14 protein-coding genes are annotated in these 16383 nt (G+C 67.6%); 6 read left to right on the top strand and 8 right to left on the bottom strand.

The window, feature by feature from the left end; genetic code table 11:
* Positions 1-72: 72 nt before the first annotated feature.
* Together MGN01_RS05050 and MGN01_RS05045 are read right to left on the bottom strand one after the other, a co-directional pair.
* Positions 73-1977 (bottom strand): extracellular solute-binding protein, encoded by a 1905-nt coding sequence (locus tag MGN01_RS05050; RefSeq protein ID WP_147045494.1) that lies wholly within the window; start codon positions 1975-1977, stop codon positions 73-75.
* Positions 1978-2096: 119 nt separating this feature from the next.
* Positions 2097-3026 (bottom strand): c-type cytochrome, encoded by a 930-nt coding sequence (locus tag MGN01_RS05045; RefSeq protein ID WP_147045493.1) that lies wholly within the window; start codon positions 3024-3026, stop codon positions 2097-2099.
* 282 nt (positions 3027-3308) lie between these two features.
* Between MGN01_RS05045 and MGN01_RS05040 the strand changes: the two genes are divergently transcribed.
* The 3 genes from MGN01_RS05040 to MGN01_RS05030 all read left to right on the top strand — a co-directional run bounded on the left by MGN01_RS05040 (position 3309) and on the right by MGN01_RS05030 (position 6281).
* Positions 3309-4052, top strand: a complete 744-nt coding sequence (locus tag MGN01_RS05040; protein ID WP_147045492.1) for a 3-deoxy-manno-octulosonate cytidylyltransferase — start codon at positions 3309-3311, stop codon at positions 4050-4052.
* A gap of 129 nt (positions 4053-4181) precedes the next feature.
* Positions 4182-5039 carry a prephenate dehydratase gene (locus tag MGN01_RS05035; RefSeq protein ID WP_147045491.1) on the top strand — a complete coding sequence of 286 codons (858 nt, stop codon included), beginning with the start codon at positions 4182-4184 and terminating at the stop codon, positions 5037-5039.
* A 27-nt stretch (positions 5040-5066) separates the two neighbouring features.
* Positions 5067-6281 (top strand): MFS transporter, encoded by a 1215-nt coding sequence (locus tag MGN01_RS05030; protein ID WP_238257606.1) that lies wholly within the window; start codon positions 5067-5069, stop codon positions 6279-6281.
* 55 nt (positions 6282-6336) lie between these two features.
* On the opposite strand, the gene MGN01_RS05025 is transcribed toward MGN01_RS05030, so the two are convergent.
* Genes MGN01_RS05025 through MGN01_RS05015 form a run of 3 tightly spaced genes read right to left on the bottom strand, consistent with a single transcriptional unit; the run spans position 6337 to position 8853 of the window.
* The gene (locus tag MGN01_RS05025; protein WP_147045490.1) at positions 6337-7110 is read right to left on the bottom strand and encodes an ABC transporter ATP-binding protein; all 774 of its coding nucleotides are present in this window, start codon (positions 7108-7110) and stop codon (positions 6337-6339) included.
* Positions 7091-7825 (bottom strand): ABC transporter permease, encoded by a 735-nt coding sequence (locus tag MGN01_RS05020; protein WP_147045489.1) that lies wholly within the window; start codon positions 7823-7825, stop codon positions 7091-7093. Before MGN01_RS05020 ends, MGN01_RS05025 begins: the two co-directional genes overlap by 20 nt.
* Positions 7826-7866: 41 nt before the next feature.
* Positions 7867-8853, bottom strand: coding sequence for an ABC transporter substrate-binding protein (locus MGN01_RS05015; protein WP_147045488.1), 987 nt, complete (start codon positions 8851-8853; stop codon positions 7867-7869).
* A 228-nt stretch (positions 8854-9081) separates the two neighbouring features.
* On the opposite strand from MGN01_RS05015, the gene MGN01_RS05010 reads away from it, so the two are divergent.
* The gene (locus MGN01_RS05010; RefSeq protein WP_147045487.1) at positions 9082-9453 is read left to right on the top strand and encodes a 4a-hydroxytetrahydrobiopterin dehydratase; all 372 of its coding nucleotides are present in this window, start codon (positions 9082-9084) and stop codon (positions 9451-9453) included.
* A 275-nt stretch (positions 9454-9728) separates the two neighbouring features.
* Here MGN01_RS05010 and minC read toward each other — a convergent pair whose 3' ends face one another.
* Complete coding sequence (gene minC / locus MGN01_RS05005) at positions 9729-10397, bottom strand: septum site-determining protein MinC (protein ID WP_238257617.1); 669 nt, start codon at positions 10395-10397, stop codon at positions 9729-9731.
* 361 nt (positions 10398-10758) lie between these two features.
* Between minC and typA the strand changes: the two genes are divergently transcribed.
* Complete coding sequence (typA, locus tag MGN01_RS05000) at positions 10759-12576, top strand: translational GTPase TypA (protein WP_147045485.1); 1818 nt, start codon at positions 10759-10761, stop codon at positions 12574-12576.
* Positions 12577-12771: 195 nt separating this feature from the next.
* Complete coding sequence (locus MGN01_RS04995) at positions 12772-13701, top strand: alpha/beta hydrolase (RefSeq protein ID WP_147045484.1); 930 nt, start codon at positions 12772-12774, stop codon at positions 13699-13701.
* A gap of 16 nt (positions 13702-13717) precedes the next feature.
* Here MGN01_RS04995 and MGN01_RS04990 read toward each other — a convergent pair whose 3' ends face one another.
* Together MGN01_RS04990 and MGN01_RS04985 are read right to left on the bottom strand one after the other, a co-directional pair.
* A complete protein-coding gene (locus MGN01_RS04990; RefSeq protein ID WP_147045483.1) occupies positions 13718-14809 on the bottom strand; it encodes a sensor histidine kinase in 1092 nt (363 codons plus the stop codon).
* Complete coding sequence (locus MGN01_RS04985) at positions 14806-16305, bottom strand: ATPase domain-containing protein (RefSeq protein ID WP_147045482.1); 1500 nt, start codon at positions 16303-16305, stop codon at positions 14806-14808. The genes MGN01_RS04990 and MGN01_RS04985 overlap by 4 nt, the downstream gene beginning before the upstream one ends.
* Positions 16306-16383: the final 78 nt, after the last annotated feature.

Here is a 16383-nt window from a genome sequence, read left to right as displayed (position 1 = left end):
CTGTCGGCCCCGTGGCCCTGGATGGCTTCGCGTCGCTCACAGTGACGGGCGGGTGCCGGCCGGGGTCGTTGCTCAACGCGGCGCCCCCGTCTTGGCAGCGAGCGCCTCGTCGTACCACCAGGTGGCCGGGAAGCCCGATCCTCGGTATTTCGGCAGCAGCTTCGGCCGCGAGAAGCGGTTCCAGCGGATCGTTCGCATCGTCGGCGACGACCATTGCGGCAGCACGTAATTGTGCGACAGCAACACCCGATCGAGGGCCTGGGTCGCCGTGATCTGGCTCTCGCGGTCGGTGGCGTAGATCACTTTCTCGATCAGCGCGTCGACGGCCGGATCCTTGATGCCGGCGATGTTGCGGGTGCCGGGCTTGTCGGCGGCCGCCGAACCCCAGAATTCGCGCTGCTCGTTGCCGGGCGAGAGCGATTCCGGCCAGTTCGACGTGGTGATGTCGAACTCGTAGTTGCGCATCCGGTTCTGGTACTGCGCCTGGTCGATCACCCGTATGGAGCTCTGAATGCCGATCAGCTTGAGCTGTGCGGCGAAGGGCAGGATCACCCGTTCGAAGACGTTCTGGAACTCCAGGAACTCGACGGTCAGCGGCTCGCCGCTGGCCTTGCTGACCGTCTGGCCGCCCTTCAGCTCATAGCCGGCTTCGCGGAGCAGCTTCACGGCCTCGCGCAGGTTGGCGCGCACCGCCTCGGGGGTATCGTTGACCGGGTTCTTGTAGCGTTCGGTGAAGACGCTCGCGGGGATCTTGTCCTTCAGACCCTCCAGCAGCTCCTTCTCCTTGCCCTCCGGCAGCGCCTGCGAGGAGGCCAGCTCGGAGCCGAAAAAGAAGGAATCGATCCGCTTGTAGAGCCCGTAGAAGAGCTGCCGGTTCATCTCCTCGAAGTTCATGGCGAGGTTGAAGGCCCGGCGGACCCGCTCGTCCTTGAACTTGTCCTTGCGCAGGTTGAACACGAAGGCCTGCATGATGCCCGTGCCGCGGCTCGGGAACTCTTCCTTGACCAGCCGGCCTTCCTTCACGGCCGGGAAGTCGTCGTAGGCAGTCGCCCAGTTGCGGGCGACGTTCTCGGTGCGGAAGTCGTAGAGATCGCCCTTCAGGGCCTCCAGCAGAACCGAGCCGTCCCGGAAATACTCGAAGCGCACGGTCTGGAAGTTGTTGCGCCCGACATTCACGGGCAGGTCCTTGGCCCAGTAATCAGCGACGCGCTCGTAGACCGCGCTGCGGCCGGCATCGATCTTGGCGAGCTTGTAGGGCCCCGAGCCCAGTGGCAGCTCCAGCGTCGTCTGCGTGGCGTCGCGCGCCTTGCCGCTGGCATCCTTGCCCGTCCACCAGTGCTTGGGCAGCACCTGCATCTGGCCGAGCACCTGCGGCAACTCGCGGTTGCCGGCCTCGTCGAAGCGGAAGGTAACCTCCCGCTCGCCCGTCTTCTCCGCCTTCGAGACACTCTGGTAATAGGCGGCGTAGAACGGGCTGTTGGCCTTCAGCGTGTCGAAGGACCAGATCACGTCGTCCGGCGTGATCGGCTGGCCGTCATGCCACTTGGCCTCGGGGCGCAGGCGGTAGGTGACGGACTTGCCGTCCTCGCCGATGCGCACGCCCTCGGCGATCAGGCCGTAAGAAGAGAACGGCTCGTCGCCCGAATCCTCCATCAGCGAGTCGTAGATCTGGGTGACCCCGCCCTCGAGATCGCCTTTGAGGCCGTTGACGATATAGTTGAGGTTGTCGAAGCCGCCCTGCGCTCCGAGCCGAATGAGGCCGCCCTTGGGCGCAGCCGGATCGGCATATTCGAAATGCTTGAAATCGGCGGGATATTTCGGGTCGCCGAGCAGCGTCAGCGCATGGCGCCAGGTGCCGGGCGCCTCCTGGGCCGAGACCGGAGCCCCGCCGCCCTGCGCTGCGGCGTTGCGGGCGGCGGCGACGGCCAGAGCTCCGGCGAGGAAGCTGCGGCGTCCGATTACGGCGGGTCCTGTCACTGTCGAGCGGTCTCCCGGTTCCCTGCGGCCGATACGGCGCGAGGGTCGGGCGACGTTCTAGGACGGAGGCCGGCCTGAGGCCAACCCGGCGCGTGCGCGCAGGGCCGGCGCGTTCGCCCTTACTGCTGAGCGGGCTTCTCGTCCGGCTTCTGCTCCTGCTTGGCCTTCTCCTCGGCCGCAGGGTCGGGCTTGGCGGCCGGCTCGGTCGCGGGAGGCGCGGAAGGCTTCTCGTCAGGTTTGGCGGCTTCGGCGGGCTTCGCCTCGGGTGCCTGTGATGGCGCGGGCTCGTTCTGCTGGCCTGCTCCCTGGCCCTTCACACCCTGAGGCTGCTGAGCAGGCGCGGGCGCGTTGTCGGCCGGCTTGGCGTCCTCGGTCTTCTTGGCGCCATCGGCAGGCTTAGCGTCCGGCTTCTTCTCGCCCTCGGCCGGTTTCGCATCGGCCTTCTTATCGCCTTCGGCGGGCTTGGCCTCGTCCTTCTTGCCCTCTTCCTTCGTCTCGGCGGCCGGAAGCGGCTTCGGGCTCTCGGCGAGCGTGCGCAGATAGGCGATCACGTTGGCGCGCTCGGCCGGCGCCGAGATGCCCTGGAAGGCCATCTTGGTGCCCTTCACGTACTCGCTGGGCTTGGTCAGGAAGTGGTCGAGGTCCTCGTAGCTCCAGTCGCCGCCCTTGGCCTTCATCGCGTCGGAATAGGCGAAGCCCTCGTGTGAGCCCTTCTTGCGGCCGACGACCTCCCAGAGGTCCGGTCCCGCCTTGTTGGGGCCGCCCTTCTCGAAGCTGTGGCAGGCCTGGCAGGCCTTGGTGCCGGCCTTGCCCTTCTCGGGGTCGGCGCTGGCGAGCCGCGTCGCGATCGATCCCGCTGCGGCAGCCTCGCCACCGGCCGCAGGCGCAGCGCCACCGTGGCCGCCTTCGCCGCCGCCCGGAAGGGCATAGCCTGCGGTGCCGGCGGCCTTCGGGGTGTAGATCAGTTCGGCGAGAAAGCCCGTCCCGAAGGCGAACAGCAGGGTCCCGAGCACCGCGCCCGCGACCTTGTTGATCTCGAAGGAGTCCATTCTCGCCAGCTCCGCGCGCAGGGTCCGGGACCCGGCCTATCGAGGGTCCGACGGCGGTACCGCCGGACTTTGGAGGATTTCGAAGGTGCTTAGCCGCAAGCCCCTGTTGCTGACAATGGCTCCGCGCGTCGCGGACACCGCGATCGCGCGGTTTTGGACCGGCATCGTGCCACCGGAGCCGCAGGGACGGCGCGGATCCCACAGCCATTCCATGACAAGGGCCGCCGCCGCTGTTAAGCACCGGCCTTCCGTGCACGACGAGCCCGCCCTCCGGCCCCAGCGATGTCCGATCCTCTCGTCCTGATTCCCGCCCGCCTCGCCGCGACGCGCCTGCCGAACAAGCCGCTCGCCGACATCGTGGGCGAGCCGATGATCGTGCATGTCTGGCGCCGCGCCATCGAGGCCGGCATCGGCCCGGTGGTGGTCGCCACCGACACGCCCGAGATCGTCGACATCATCGAGGCACAGGGCGGCTTGGCCGTGCTGACCCGCGTCGACCATGCCAGCGGCTCGGACCGGCTCGCCGAAGCCCTGGAGATCGTCGATCCGGAGGGCCGGCACGACGTCGTCGTGAACGTCCAGGGCGACTTGCCCACCATCGATCCCGCCGTGATCGGCGCGGTGCTCCCGCCGCTTGCCGACCCTCACGTTCACATTGCGACGCTCTGCGCGGTGATCACCGAGGCCGAGGAGGCCGAGAACCCGAACGTCGTGAAGCTCGTCGGTCACGCGGTCGGTCCAGGCCGACTGCACGCGCTCTATTTCACGCGAAGCCGCGCGCCCTGGGGCGAGGGCCCTCTGTTCCATCATATCGGCCTCTACGCCTATCGGAGAAAGGCGTTGACCCGCTTCGTCTCGCTGCCGCAGGGCGAGCTCGAGCGGCGCGAGAAGCTGGAGCAGCTTCGCGCCCTCGAAGTGGGCATGCGTATCGACGCGATGATCGTCGACGACCTGCCGCTCGGCGTCGATACGCCGGCGGATCTCGACCGTGCCCGCACGCTGCTGGCGCGCCGGCGGCTCAACTGAGCCCCGACGGCCTCGGACGATGACGACTTTGACTTTCGGCCGTCGGCAGGTGCGAAGGCGCGTCGCCGCTCATGCGGCGGACGCCCTCGGCCGGAACCGGTCGAGGGCCAACGACAAGAAGGCCTGCCCATGACCGACAAGACCATCGCCTATCAGGGCGAGCCCGGCGCCAACTCGCACATCATCTGCGCCCAGGCCTATCCGGACTGGTCTTCGCTGCCCTGCGCCACCTTCGAGGACGCCTTCGCGGCAGTGAACGAGGGCCGGGCGGCGCTGGCGATGATTCCGATCGAGAATTCGATCGCCGGCCGTGTCGCCGACATCCATCATCTGCTGCCGCACTCGCCGCTACACATCATCGCCGAGCACTTTCTGCCGATCCACTTCCAGCTGATGGTGATGCCTGGAGTGAAGATCGAAGACCTGCGCAGCGTGCACAGTCACATCCATGCGCTGGGCCAGTGCCGCAGGGTCATCCGCCGGCTCGGGCTCAAGGCCGTGGTGGCGGGCGATACCGCCGGCGCGGCCCGCGAGCTCGCCGAGATCCGCGACCCGACCCGCGCCGCCCTCGCCCCGGCGCTCGCGGCCGACGTCTACGGGCTGGAGATCCTGGAGAGGGACGTCGAGGACGAGGCGCACAACACCACGCGCTTCGTGGTGTTCTCGCCCGAGCCCGGCCCGACGCTGCCCGAAGGCGTGGAAACTGTGACCAGCTTCGTTTTTCGGGTGCGCAACATACCAGCCGCGCTCTACAAGGCGCTGGGGGGCTTCGCCACGAATGGCGTGAACATGACGAAGCTCGAAAGCTACATGGTCGAGGGACGGTTCACCGCGACCCAGTTCTATGCCGAGGTCGACGGCCATCCGAGCGATCCGGCGCTTCTGCGTGCCCTCGACGAGCTGCGTTATTTCTCGCGAGAGCTGCGGATCATCGGCACCTACCCGGCTCACCCATTTCGAGCGACGACGCGGCAGGCGGCGGAGTAGGCCCGCCGTCATGACGGACTTTTCCGCGTGACCGCCGGAATCGGTTCGACCGGCGGAGCCGAACCACGCCCTTCGTCGCATTCCAGGCTGGTCCTCGTGCTGTCGGCGGCCGGCTTTGCCAGCAGCTTCGCCCTGCGTTCGGCCGAGCCTCTCGTTGGCGTGCTCGCGCACGACCTGGAGAGCGACCCGCATACGGTGGCCCTCCTCTCGACCGCCTTCGTGCTGCCCTATGCGCTGATTCAGCCGATCCTCGGTCCCGTGGGCGATGCCCTGGGCAAGGAGCGCGTGCTCGTCGGCTGCCTCGCCGCCCTGACCGTCGCGTTGATCGGTTGCTCGGCTGCGCCCAACCTCGACCTGCTCTTCGTGCTGCGCATGATCGCAGGGTGCGCGGCCGGTGGCTGTATCCCCCTGTCTCTGGCGATGCTCGGGGATCAGGTACCGCTCGTGCAGCGCCAGGTGGCGATCAGCCGTTTCCTCGTCGCGGTGATCCTCGCCCAATTGTTGGGCTCGACCTTCGCCGGCCTGATCGAGGCCACGATCGGCTGGCGCGGCGTCTTCGCTGCCACCGGGATCGTCGCGGCGCTCGGCTGCGCTACTACCCTATTCGGCTTCGACAAGGGCAAGCGGGCACCGCCGAAGTCGATCGAGATCGGTCAGGCCATTGCCCGCTACGGCTCGCTCATCGCCAATCCGCGGGCGCGGCTTCTGTTCTCCGCGGTCTTTGTCGAGGGCATCGCGATCTTCGGCGTGCTGCCCTACATCGCGCCGCTGCTGAGCGCGCGGGGCGAGGGCGGCCCGCGCGAGGCTGGGCTGGTGCTCGCCGGCTTCGCGGTGGGAGGTCTGCTCTATTCGTTGCTGGTGCCGCTGCTTCTGCGCTTCCTCGGTATCTACCGGATGCTCGTCGTCGGCGGCGCCATCTGCGCGTTCGCGTTGCTGATCGTCGGGCTTGCCAGCCACTGGCCGGTCGATTGCGCAGCCTTCGTCGGTCTCGGCCTCGGCTTCTACATGCTCCACAACACCTTCCAGGTGCAAGTGACAGAGTTGACCCCGACGGCGCGGGCCTCGGCTGTCGCCTTGCACGCCTTCTCGTATTTCTGCGGCCAGGCCATGAGCGTCGCCATCTTCGGCTTCACGCTGGAGCATCTCGGGCAGTTCCCGGCGCTCGCGCTCTGTGCTGCGGTGATTTTCGCGGTGGGAGTGGTGACGTCGATCCGCTTGGCGCGCCCGGCGAAACCGATCTAGGGACACGACCGGGCCGTCATTGCCAGCACAGCGAAGCCATGACGGGGAGAGCCGGTCAGCCGGCGATCACGCTCGGATAACGCTGAGCCAGCCCGCTGCGCGTTGCCTCGGCCCAGCCGCGCGTGCGCTGTGAGCGCGGCGTGTCGAGCGGGACGGTAGCGACGAGGCTCGCCGGACGGCCAGAGAGCAGCAGCAGCCGGTCGGCGATCTCGATGGCCTCATCGACGTTGTGAGTGACCATCAGTACGCTGGTGCCGTACTGCTCCACCGCCGCTACGACGAGCCCGCGCAGCCCCGCCGCCGCCGCCTCGTCGAGGGAGACGAAGGGTTCGTCGAGGACGAGGATGCGCGGCTCCTGCGCCAGGGCGCGGGCCAGCGAGACGCGGCGCTGCATCCCGAGCGAGAGTGCACCCGGATAGCGCTCCCGCCACGGCGCCAGCCCAAGGGATTCAAACAGGTCGTCGAGGTTCTTCGCGCGGTCCGGTCGCGGCAGGGCGAGGCGCACGTTCTGCTCGACGCTGCGCCAGGGCAGCAGCCGCGGATCCTGGAACACCATGGCGATATCGGCCTCGGCGGGATCGGGCAGGACAGCCCCCTCGTAATCGGTGTCGAGGCCGAGGAGGATGCGCAGGGTGGTCGTCTTGCCGGCGCCCGAGGGGCCGATCAGGCAGGTGATCTCTCGCGGGCCGACGTCGAAGGCAAGATTCCGCACGGCCTCGACTGGCTCGGTCCCCGCGCGCCGATAAACCTTCTTCGCGATGGCGACGCGCAGCAGCGGCTCGGCCACTTCGGCCGGCACCTGGGTGCGCTCAGCGCCAGCGGCGGACATGGCGGTCGATCGGCTGGAGGATCAGGGTGTCGATGGCGAGCATCACGGTCATGAAGACGAGGCTGTAGCCGATCACCGCCGTGACGTCGAAGAGCTGGAAATAGTAGTTGATGGCAAAGCCCACGCCGTTCGGCCGGCCGATCAACTCCACCACGAGCACAATCTTCCAGGCCAGCGAAATGCCGGAGCGGGCGGCAGCGATCACGAAGGGCTGGAGCTGCGGCACCAAAACGTTGCCAATCCAGGTGCGCCGGTCGAAGCGATAGCTCGCCGCCATTTCCTCGAGACCCGGATCGAGCCCGCGGGCGCCCTCGCGCATGATCACGGCGACGTTCGGCAGCTTGTTCAGCGCCACCGCGACGATCGCCGCTGTCTCCGTGAGTCCGAGCCAGACATAGGCGAGCACCGTGATGACAAGGGCCGGTGTGTTGAGGATCACGAGCAGCGGGGTGTCGAGGATCTGGTCGGCCCATTTCGAGCGGCCGAGCACGATACCGAGCAGTCCGCCGAGGCTCATCGCGATGATGAAGGAGATCGCCACGCGCAGGAGCGTGATGCCGACGTTGGAGAACAGGTCACCCTTCCCGGCCTCCCGCCCGATGAAGGCGGCGACCGAAGCGGGCGAGGGCAGCGTGCGCACGTCCGCGTAGACGGACACGGCCTGCCACAGCACCAGCAGCACGACGAGCGAGGCGAGACGCGCGAGAAGAGCCATCGGCGCGTCAGCAGCTCCGGACGGGAAACGGGCTCACAGGATCAGCCCTTGCCCGTCGCGTCGAGGTAGAGGTTCGGCGGCAGGGTCCTGCCGGTGCCGACAAGCTGCTCGCCGCCCGTGCGCACAAGGGTCGTGTAGATCTGCTCGCCATCGGCCCGCTCGGCCTCGATCGCGCGCCTCGGCACCCCGGCGAGGAAGTCGCGTTTCAGGACTTCGAAGGTCGCGTCATCCTCCGCCGCCATCAGCGGCCGCACCGCGTTCCAGGCCTCCGGCTCGTTGGCGAGGATGTCCTTGGCGGCGCGCGAGGCGCGGGCAAAACCCTTCACCGCCTCGGGACGCTGTTCGATGGTCTCGCCCTCGAACAGGTAGCCGATCAGCGAGACCGAACCCTTGGCACCGAAGGCCCGCATGACGTCGTCGGCGCTGATCAGCCGCCGGAAGCCCTTGGCCTCGAGCCGCGCGCAGTATTGCCAATAGAGCAGCGCCGCATCGAGCTCACCGGCCTCGAGCTTCTGCGCGAGCAGCGGCGGCGCGCCGAAGGCGAGCTGGGCGTTGTGCTCGAGGTCGATCGTGCCGGTCTCGCGGCCCTGCGCCTTCAGGAGGACCCAACTTTTGTCGAGAGCGCCACCGGCGACACCGAGGCGCTTGCCGGCGAGGTCCTTCAGGCCCTTGATCGGGCTATTCGCGGGCACCATCACGGCGCCCTCGGTGGTGGAGTAGGGCAGGAACTTCACGTTGCGTCCCTCGCCGCGTAGCCGCGCCGCCCAGATCAGGTCGCCGACGATCGTATCGAGCCGGTTTCCCTGGAAGGCGATGCGCGCCGCATCGTTGCCAGCGAGCTTGACGAGTTCGAGCGTGAAGCCATTGGCCTCGTCGAGCCGGCGCTCCTTGATGACGGCCGCCTCCCAGGAGGCCGTGCCAAAGGGCAGCACGCCGAGCTTGATCACGTCGGACGCCGCGCGCGCAGGCAGGATCGCTGGAAGCGGCCAGAGGGCCGCAGTCGCAAGCAGTCCGCGCCGTGACAGCATGGGCGCCTTCTCCCTAATGGCTGGGGGACCGATCATCCGGCCCCGCGCGCCGGACGCAATCTCTTGGATTTCAAATAAGGATTCGCCCTCACGCCGTCCACAGCGCAGAACCGCTCGCGGCCTGCGGCAAATGCCGAACTCTGAGGCCGGGACGAGGGGCGGTTGCACCTCCTTGGAACTCGGCGCAGGCTTCAGGCCATACGCCCTCGAGCGATTGTGGAGAGAGACATGACCAAGGCGACGGTCTTCGACGAGGCTCAGGTTGAGGAGCGGCTCAAGGCCGAGCTGCCGACTTGGCGCCTGGAGGATGGCTGGATCCGGCGGACCTACAAGACGGCGGGCTGGAAGGGCACGCTGATGATCATCAATACCGTCGGCCACCTCGCAGAGGCTGCCTTCCACCATCCCGACATCACCGCTTCCTATGCCTGGGTCGAGGTGCGGCTGATGAACCACGCGGCCAAGGGCATCACCGAATCCGACTTCGCCCTGGCGAAGAAGATCGAAGAGGTGGTGATGTGGCAGCCCGGCAAGGAGGACGGTCCGCTCTCCGGGACGCCCGACGACCCGCGCTTCGCCTACATCAAATACGAAAAATAGCCGGCTGTTTTTCTCGTATCGTCATTCCGCCCGAAGGCGGGCGAGGAATGATGATGCGATCCGGATGCACGTCATCGTCCCCGCGCGGTGAGCCGCCGGGGGCATAGCCCAGGAATACACCCCAGCGATGGGGTGACGCGGGACGCCGTGGAACCTCACGGCGCGCAGTGATCGCAAACACATCCGGTTCCCCGGCGTCCCGCAGTTCCGCGCCGCTGTGAGGAGCGCGGGCCGGTTTTGCGTCACGATGCTCTCCAGAGCCCTCAACCTGTCGCTCAATCGAGCGCGGCCACGACAATGGTGTCGTCGTGGAGCCGCGCGTGCACGGCCTGTCCCCGAAGCTTCTGGCCGAGATCGTCGGCCGTCTTGTAGAGGCCGTCGATGGCGATGAGCTCCGGTTCGAAGCGGCGGGCGACGATGCGGGCGTTGGCATCGCCCACCGCGCCGGCGATGGCCCGCCCGCGCAGCGCGCCATAGACGTGGATCGAGCCCCCCGCGATGATCTCAGAGCCTGAGGCGACCGAGCCCATTACCGTGACGTCGCCGTCGAGATGCTGGATGACCTGCCCCGAGCGGACCGGCTGATCGAGCACCAGGGAGCGCGCTCGCGTGGGCTTGGCGGCGGCGGCCGGGACTGGAACGGCGGGAGCTGCGGGAGCCGCGTTGCCCTCGGGCACGATCACATCGTCGGCGGCCTTCCCGCCCGTCAGTGGCGGCGGGAAGCCGGGGCCGAGGGCAGTCGGGCCGATGCCCTCGATGCCGAGAATGGTGATGTTGCGCTTGGCAAGCTCGGCGCAGAGGTCGGCGAGGTCCGAGCGGTCGAAACTCAGACCCGTCACGTCGAGGATCAGCGCCCGCACGGTGAGGAAGGCCGGCGCACGCTGCTTGAGCGCGTCGAGCTCGTCCAGCCATTGAGCGATCGGCGGGACCGGTGCCAGCACCATCGCCAGGAACGAGCGGCCGCGGAAGCGGATCGGCGGGCGGGAGGGGTCAGGGCCGGTCAAGGCGATATCCGCTGAGCATCGAAAACGAGGAGACGATCCGGTCTTATAGCAGGTTGCTGGCCGCGCCCGTGACTGCCTTGCCCCGTCAACACGTTTCGGCGCCCATGTCGGGCTGATTCGCCGCGGCGCCTCACGTCACTGTGCCGACGAGAACATGGCATGCGTGCGTGTGCCTTGCCGGATGGGCCGGCTGTCTCTATTGCAGCGCGACACGATCCAGCCCTCCCCGCCCGACGTCGAGGACCGCAAGAAGCGGTCCCCGCCCCGTCGGGCTCGACCCGTTTCGGACGCCATACTCCCGATGAAGCTGCGCAACATCGCCATCATCGCCCACGTCGACCACGGCAAGACGACGCTCGTCGACAAGCTGCTCCAGCAGTCGGGCACCTTCCGCGAGAATCAGCGCGTCGAAGAACGGGCGATGGATTCGAACGACTTGGAGAAGGAGCGCGGGATCACCATCCTAGCCAAGGCGACCTCGGTCGTGTGGAAGGACACCCGCGTCAACATCGTCGACACGCCTGGCCACGCCGATTTCGGCGGCGAGGTCGAGCGCATCCTCTCGATGGTCGACGGCGTGATCGTGCTGGTGGATGCGGCCGAGGGCCCGATGCCGCAGACCAAGTTCGTGGTCGGCAAGGCGCTCAAGATCGGCCTGCGCCCGATCGTGGCGATCAACAAGGTCGACCGGCCTGACGCCCGCATCAACGAGGTGGTCAACGAGGTGTTCGACCTCTTCGCCGCCCTCGACGCAACCGACGAGCAACTCGACTTCCCGATCCTCTATGGTTCGGGCCGCGCCGGCTGGATGAACACCACGCCGGAGGGCGATCAGTCCGAGGGCCTCGCCCCGCTCTTCGACCTCGTGCTGCAGCACGTGCCGCAGGCGAAGACCGAGGAAGGCCCGTTCCGCATGCTCGGCACGCTGCTCGAGGCCAACCCGTTCCTCGGCCGCATCATCACCGGCCGCATCGCCTCGGGCACGGTGAAGCCGAATCAGTCGATCAAGGTCCTCGACCGCGAGGGCAAGGTCGTCGAGACCGGCCGCGTCTCCAAGATCCTGGCCTTCCGCGGCCTCGAGCGTGCCCCGATTGACGTGGGCGAGGCCGGCGACATCGTCTCCATCGCGGGCCTGCTCAAGGGCACCGTGGCCGACACCTTCTGCGACCCGCAGGTCAACGAGCCGATCCAGGCCCAGCCAATCGACCCGCCGACCGTCACCATGTCCTTCATCGTCAATGATTCGCCGCTCGCCGGCACCGAGGGCGACAAGGTCACGAGCCGCATGATCCGCGACCGCCTGTTCAAGGAGGCCGAGGGCAATGTCACGCTCAAGATCGAGGAAGCCGCCGACAAGGACTCGTTCTACGTCTCCGGCCGCGGCGAGCTGCAGCTCTCCATCCTGATCGAGACCATGCGCCGCGAGGGCTTCGAGATCGCCGTCTCGCGTCCGCGCGTCGTCCTGGAGAAGAGCGAGACCGGCGAGACCCTGGAGCCGGTCGAGGAAGTCGTGATCGACGTCGACGAGGAATATTCCGGCGTCGTCGTGCAGAAGATGTCCGAGCGCAAGGCCGAGATGATCGAGATGCGCCCGTCGGGCGGCGGTCGCCTGCGGCTCGTCTTCCACGCCCCGACCCGCGGCCTGATCGGCTATCAGGGCGAGTTGATGACCGACACCCGCGGCACGGCGATCATGAACCGCCTGTTCAAGGCCTACGAGCCCTTCAAGGGCGAGATCGCCGGCCGCCGCAACGGCGTGCTGATCTCGAACGACAAGGGCGAGGCGGTGGCCTACGCCATGTGGAACCTGGAAGACCGCGGCCCGATGATGATCGAGCCCGGCGCCAAGGTGTACCAGGGCATGATTGTCGGTGAGCACAACCGCGAGAACGATCTCGAGGTGAACGTGCTCAAGGGCAAGAAGCTCACCAACATCCGCACTACCTCGAAGGACGAGGCCGTGCGCCTGACGCCTCCGATCCGGATGACGCTGGAGAAGTCGCTGGCCTGGATCCAGGACGACGAGCTGATGGAAGTCACGCCGAAGTCCATCCGCCTGCGCAAGATCCACCTCGACCCGAACGACCGCAAGCGCTTCGAGCGCTCGAAGGAAGCCTAGAGCCTCCACGCGCCCTCCTCCCTACTGGGAGGGCGCGCAGCGGCCGGAGTGGCCTCGGTTCAGGCTTGGACGCCCGCTCCACCATGCCTGCGCATCGTCCCCCTCGCCTCGAAGGCGAGGCAGGGCGCCTGCTTGCTTGACCGTAAGGCGTAGCGCACAGATCACCGGCGCAGCATCCTGCCAGCCGGAGCCTCCATGACCGATCCCAGTCGCCGCACCCTGATCGCCGGCAGCGCGGGAGCGCTCATCGGTGCCGGGCTGATCGCGGCGCCAAGCGCCGCGCAGAACCTCGTCGAGGGTCCGGACAATTGGGCGACGATGAACCGGGCCGAGCGCGACGCCGCCTACAACAACAGTGCGGCGGTGCCCGAGGGCGCCGGTATGATCGACCGCTGGAATGCGGCCTCGGCTGAGCTGCGCAAGGCACACAAGGACACGGTCGACCTCCCCTACGGCAAGGGGGAGCGCAACCGTTGGGACCTGTTCCCGGCCAAGGACCCCAAGGCCCCCTGCTTCGTCTTCATCCACGGCGGCTATTGGCAGGCACGCTCGCGCGAGAGCTTCTCCTGCCTGACCGACGGCGTGCGCGAGGCCGGGATGTCGGCGGCGCTACCCGGCTACACCCTGGCTCCGGACGCCACCCTTTCGCAGATCGTGGCCGAGCTGATCTCGGCCCTGGATTGGCTGGGCACCGAAGGCCCGAAGCACGGCATCGCCGGACCGGTCATCATTTCGGGCTGGTCGGCGGGCGGGCATCTCGCCGCGCAGCTGCTGGCGCATCCGAGCGTGCAGGCCGGGCTCGCGATTTCCGGGATCTTCGAGCTGGCGCCGCTACGCGACACTTATCTCAACGACAAGCTCAAGCTCACAGACGAGGAGGTTGCTTCACTCTCGCCCCTGCGCCTGCCGGCCGTCGAGAAGCCGCTGACGCTGGCCTACGGCAGCGCGGAGCTGTCGCCGCTCGTCGAGAATTCGCGCGTGTTCCACGCCTTTCGCGCCGCGCAGCACGCTCCCGGCGCCCTCATCCCCGTGTCGAAGGCGAACCATTTCTCCGTGCTCGACGCGCTGCGCCCGCGCGACGGCCTGCTCGCACGGGCGGCGATTGACCTCGCCTACGGGCTCTAGCCGGGCGCCAACGGCCTTACGCCAGCGGCGCCTCGATCCGGCAGACCACGCCGGTCTGCTCGAAGGCGATCTCGACGGTGCCGTCGAGGTCGCGCGCCAGGCTGCGCTCGATCAGCCGGGAGCCGAAGCCGCGGCGCTGGGGCGCTACGACGGGCGGCCCATCCTGCTCCTGCCAGAGGAAGCTCAGGTGCGCATCGAGCCCATGCTTCCTCTCCGACGACCAGGTGATCGTGACGAATCCGACCGGATTGGAGAGGGCGCCATACTTCACGGCGTTGGTAGCGAGCTCCTGCAACGCCATGGCGATGGCGAGCGACATGCGCGGGTTGAGGCGCACATCCGGTCCCTCAACACGGAAGCGGTGGCCGTCGCGATCGCGGAATGGTGCGATCGCCTGGGTCACCACGTCGTGGAGATCGGCCCCGTCCCAGTTCTCGCGGGTGAGCACGTCATGGGCGCGCGAGAGCGCGAGCAGGCGCTGCTCCAGCGCCTCGTTCGCCTGAGCGGTGTTGTCGGCGTTGCGCAGGGTTTGCATCGCGATCGACTGCACCGTCGCGAGCGTGTTCTTCACCCGGTGATTCAGCTCGTCTATCAGCAGCCGTTGGTGCTCGGCGGCAACCTTCTCGGCGGCGAGCATCACCTTGAGTCGCGCCTCACCGAGGCGAAGGTCTTCCAGGCGCCCGCGCGCCTCGTACTGGCGGCGGCGGCCGCGTAGCGCCGCCTGCACCATGCTGACCAGGGTCGTCGGATGGAACGGGCGCTCCAGGAAGGTGGCGTTGCCGAAGACCTCCGCGAGCCGCGTCAAAGCCGGATTGCGTTCGATGCCGCCGCCGTGGCTGGTCAGGACCACGAAAGGCATATCCGACCAGGCCGGCTGCGCCGCGATCCAGCGGCTAATGGCGGAGAGGTCCGCCGAACGCACGGATTCCTCGGTGACGAGCGCCATGCCAGCGATCTCCTCGAGGCCGCGGTGCAGGGCGGTGACATCCTCGCAGATCAGGGGGCGAAGCCCTGCCTCGTGGAGCAGGCCCGAGGCGATCGTAGCGTCACGCCCGTGCGGGGCGAGGATCAGCACACGTTCGGAATTCGGATTACCGGGAACCGTCACGATGCGTCGTCGTCCAAGAGCGGAACGCTCTCCCTGACGAGCGACGGGATCCCACGAAATACACCCTGGAAAGCCTTAATCGGCGCGCCGACCTGCAGGCCGCCGTTCGTGATGCGGTACTCGCGGATGGTGTTCTCGTGTGCGCCGGTGCGCTTCTTCACCACCGAGATCGCCCGGCGCATCTCTCCCACCGCCTCGAAGTAGCGCAGCAGGATCACCGTATCCGCGAGGTAGGTCACATCGACGGGCGATTTCATATCTCCGACGAGCCCGTGCTGGGCAACGGTGACGAAGGTCGCTGCCCCCTGCCGGTTCAGGTACTGCAGCAACTCGTGGATGTGGAGGATCAGGGCGCCCTCCTCCGGCATCGACGCTTGGTAGCCATTGAGGCTGTCGACCACCACGGTCTTGGCCTGCAGGTTGTCGACGACGCCCCTGACCTTGTGCGCGAACTCGCCGGGCGAGAGCTCCGCAGCGTCGACCTGCTCGATCGCGAGCCGACCGCTATCGCGCATGCTCTGCAGGTCGAAACCCATGGCACGCGTGCGCTCCAGGAGCAGGCCGAGCTCTTCGTCGAAGATGAACATCGCGGCCCGCTCGCCACGCGCCACGGCCGCGCAGACGTACTGGACAGAGAATAGCGACTTGCCGGTTCCGGCTGGCCCCAGGATCAGCGTACTCGATCCGGCGTCGATGCCGCCGCCGAGCAGAGTGTCGACCTCCGCGATACCGCAGGCAAGCCGCGTCCGCTGAAACTCCGTCTTGTGCTCCAGCGAGACCAGGCGCGGGAACACCTCCACCCCGCCCGTGGTGATGGCGAAGTCGTGATTGCCGCCGCGGAAGCGCTGGCCGCGATACTTGATCACTCGAAGCCGGCGGCGCTCGGACCCGTAAGTGGGCGCGAGTTCCTCCAGCCGGATCACGCCGTGCGCGATGCTGTGGACCGCCTTGTCCATGACGTCGCTGGTGAGGTCGTCGAGCATCAGCACCGTGGCACCCTGCCGGGCGAAGTAGTGCTTCAGGGCGAGGATCTGGCGGCGGTAGCGCAGCGAGCCCCCCGCTAGCAGCCGGATCTCGGACAGGCTGTCGAGCACGACGCGGACGGGCCTGACCGCGTCGACCCGCTCGAAGATCAGCTTGGTGCTCTCGCCGAGCTCCAGGTCCGAGGAGTAGAGCAGGCTCTGCTGCTGGTTGGCGTCGAGCAGGCTCTCCGGCGGGATCAGCTCGAAGATGTCGATGTTCTCGTCGAGCGACCAGCCATGCGATCGGGCCGCATCGCGCAGCTCACCCTCAGTCTCCGAGAGCGAGATGTGCATCACCCGCTCACCGAGTCGCGCGCCTTCCCGCAGGAACTGCAATGCGACCGTGGTCTTGCCGGTGCCGGGATCGCCTTCCAGCAGATAGAGCCGGTTCCGTGCCAATCCGCCCCCGAGAACATCGTCGAGACCGGAAATGGCGAAGGCGGCCTTGTCGTGGATCGCGTCAGTCGTAGTCATGACCTTCGAACGTGGCTGTGCCGCGACAGGTTCACCAATGAACGGATCTTAGTCCGGTGGACTAGGAGAATGAGCGGC

This window comes from Methylobacterium gnaphalii (assembly GCF_007992215.1).
Classification (GTDB): domain Bacteria; phylum Pseudomonadota; class Alphaproteobacteria; order Rhizobiales; family Beijerinckiaceae; genus Methylobacterium; species Methylobacterium gnaphalii.
Note: the sequence above shows the minus strand (reverse complement) of the source record. Positions and strands in the feature narration are given on the sequence as shown.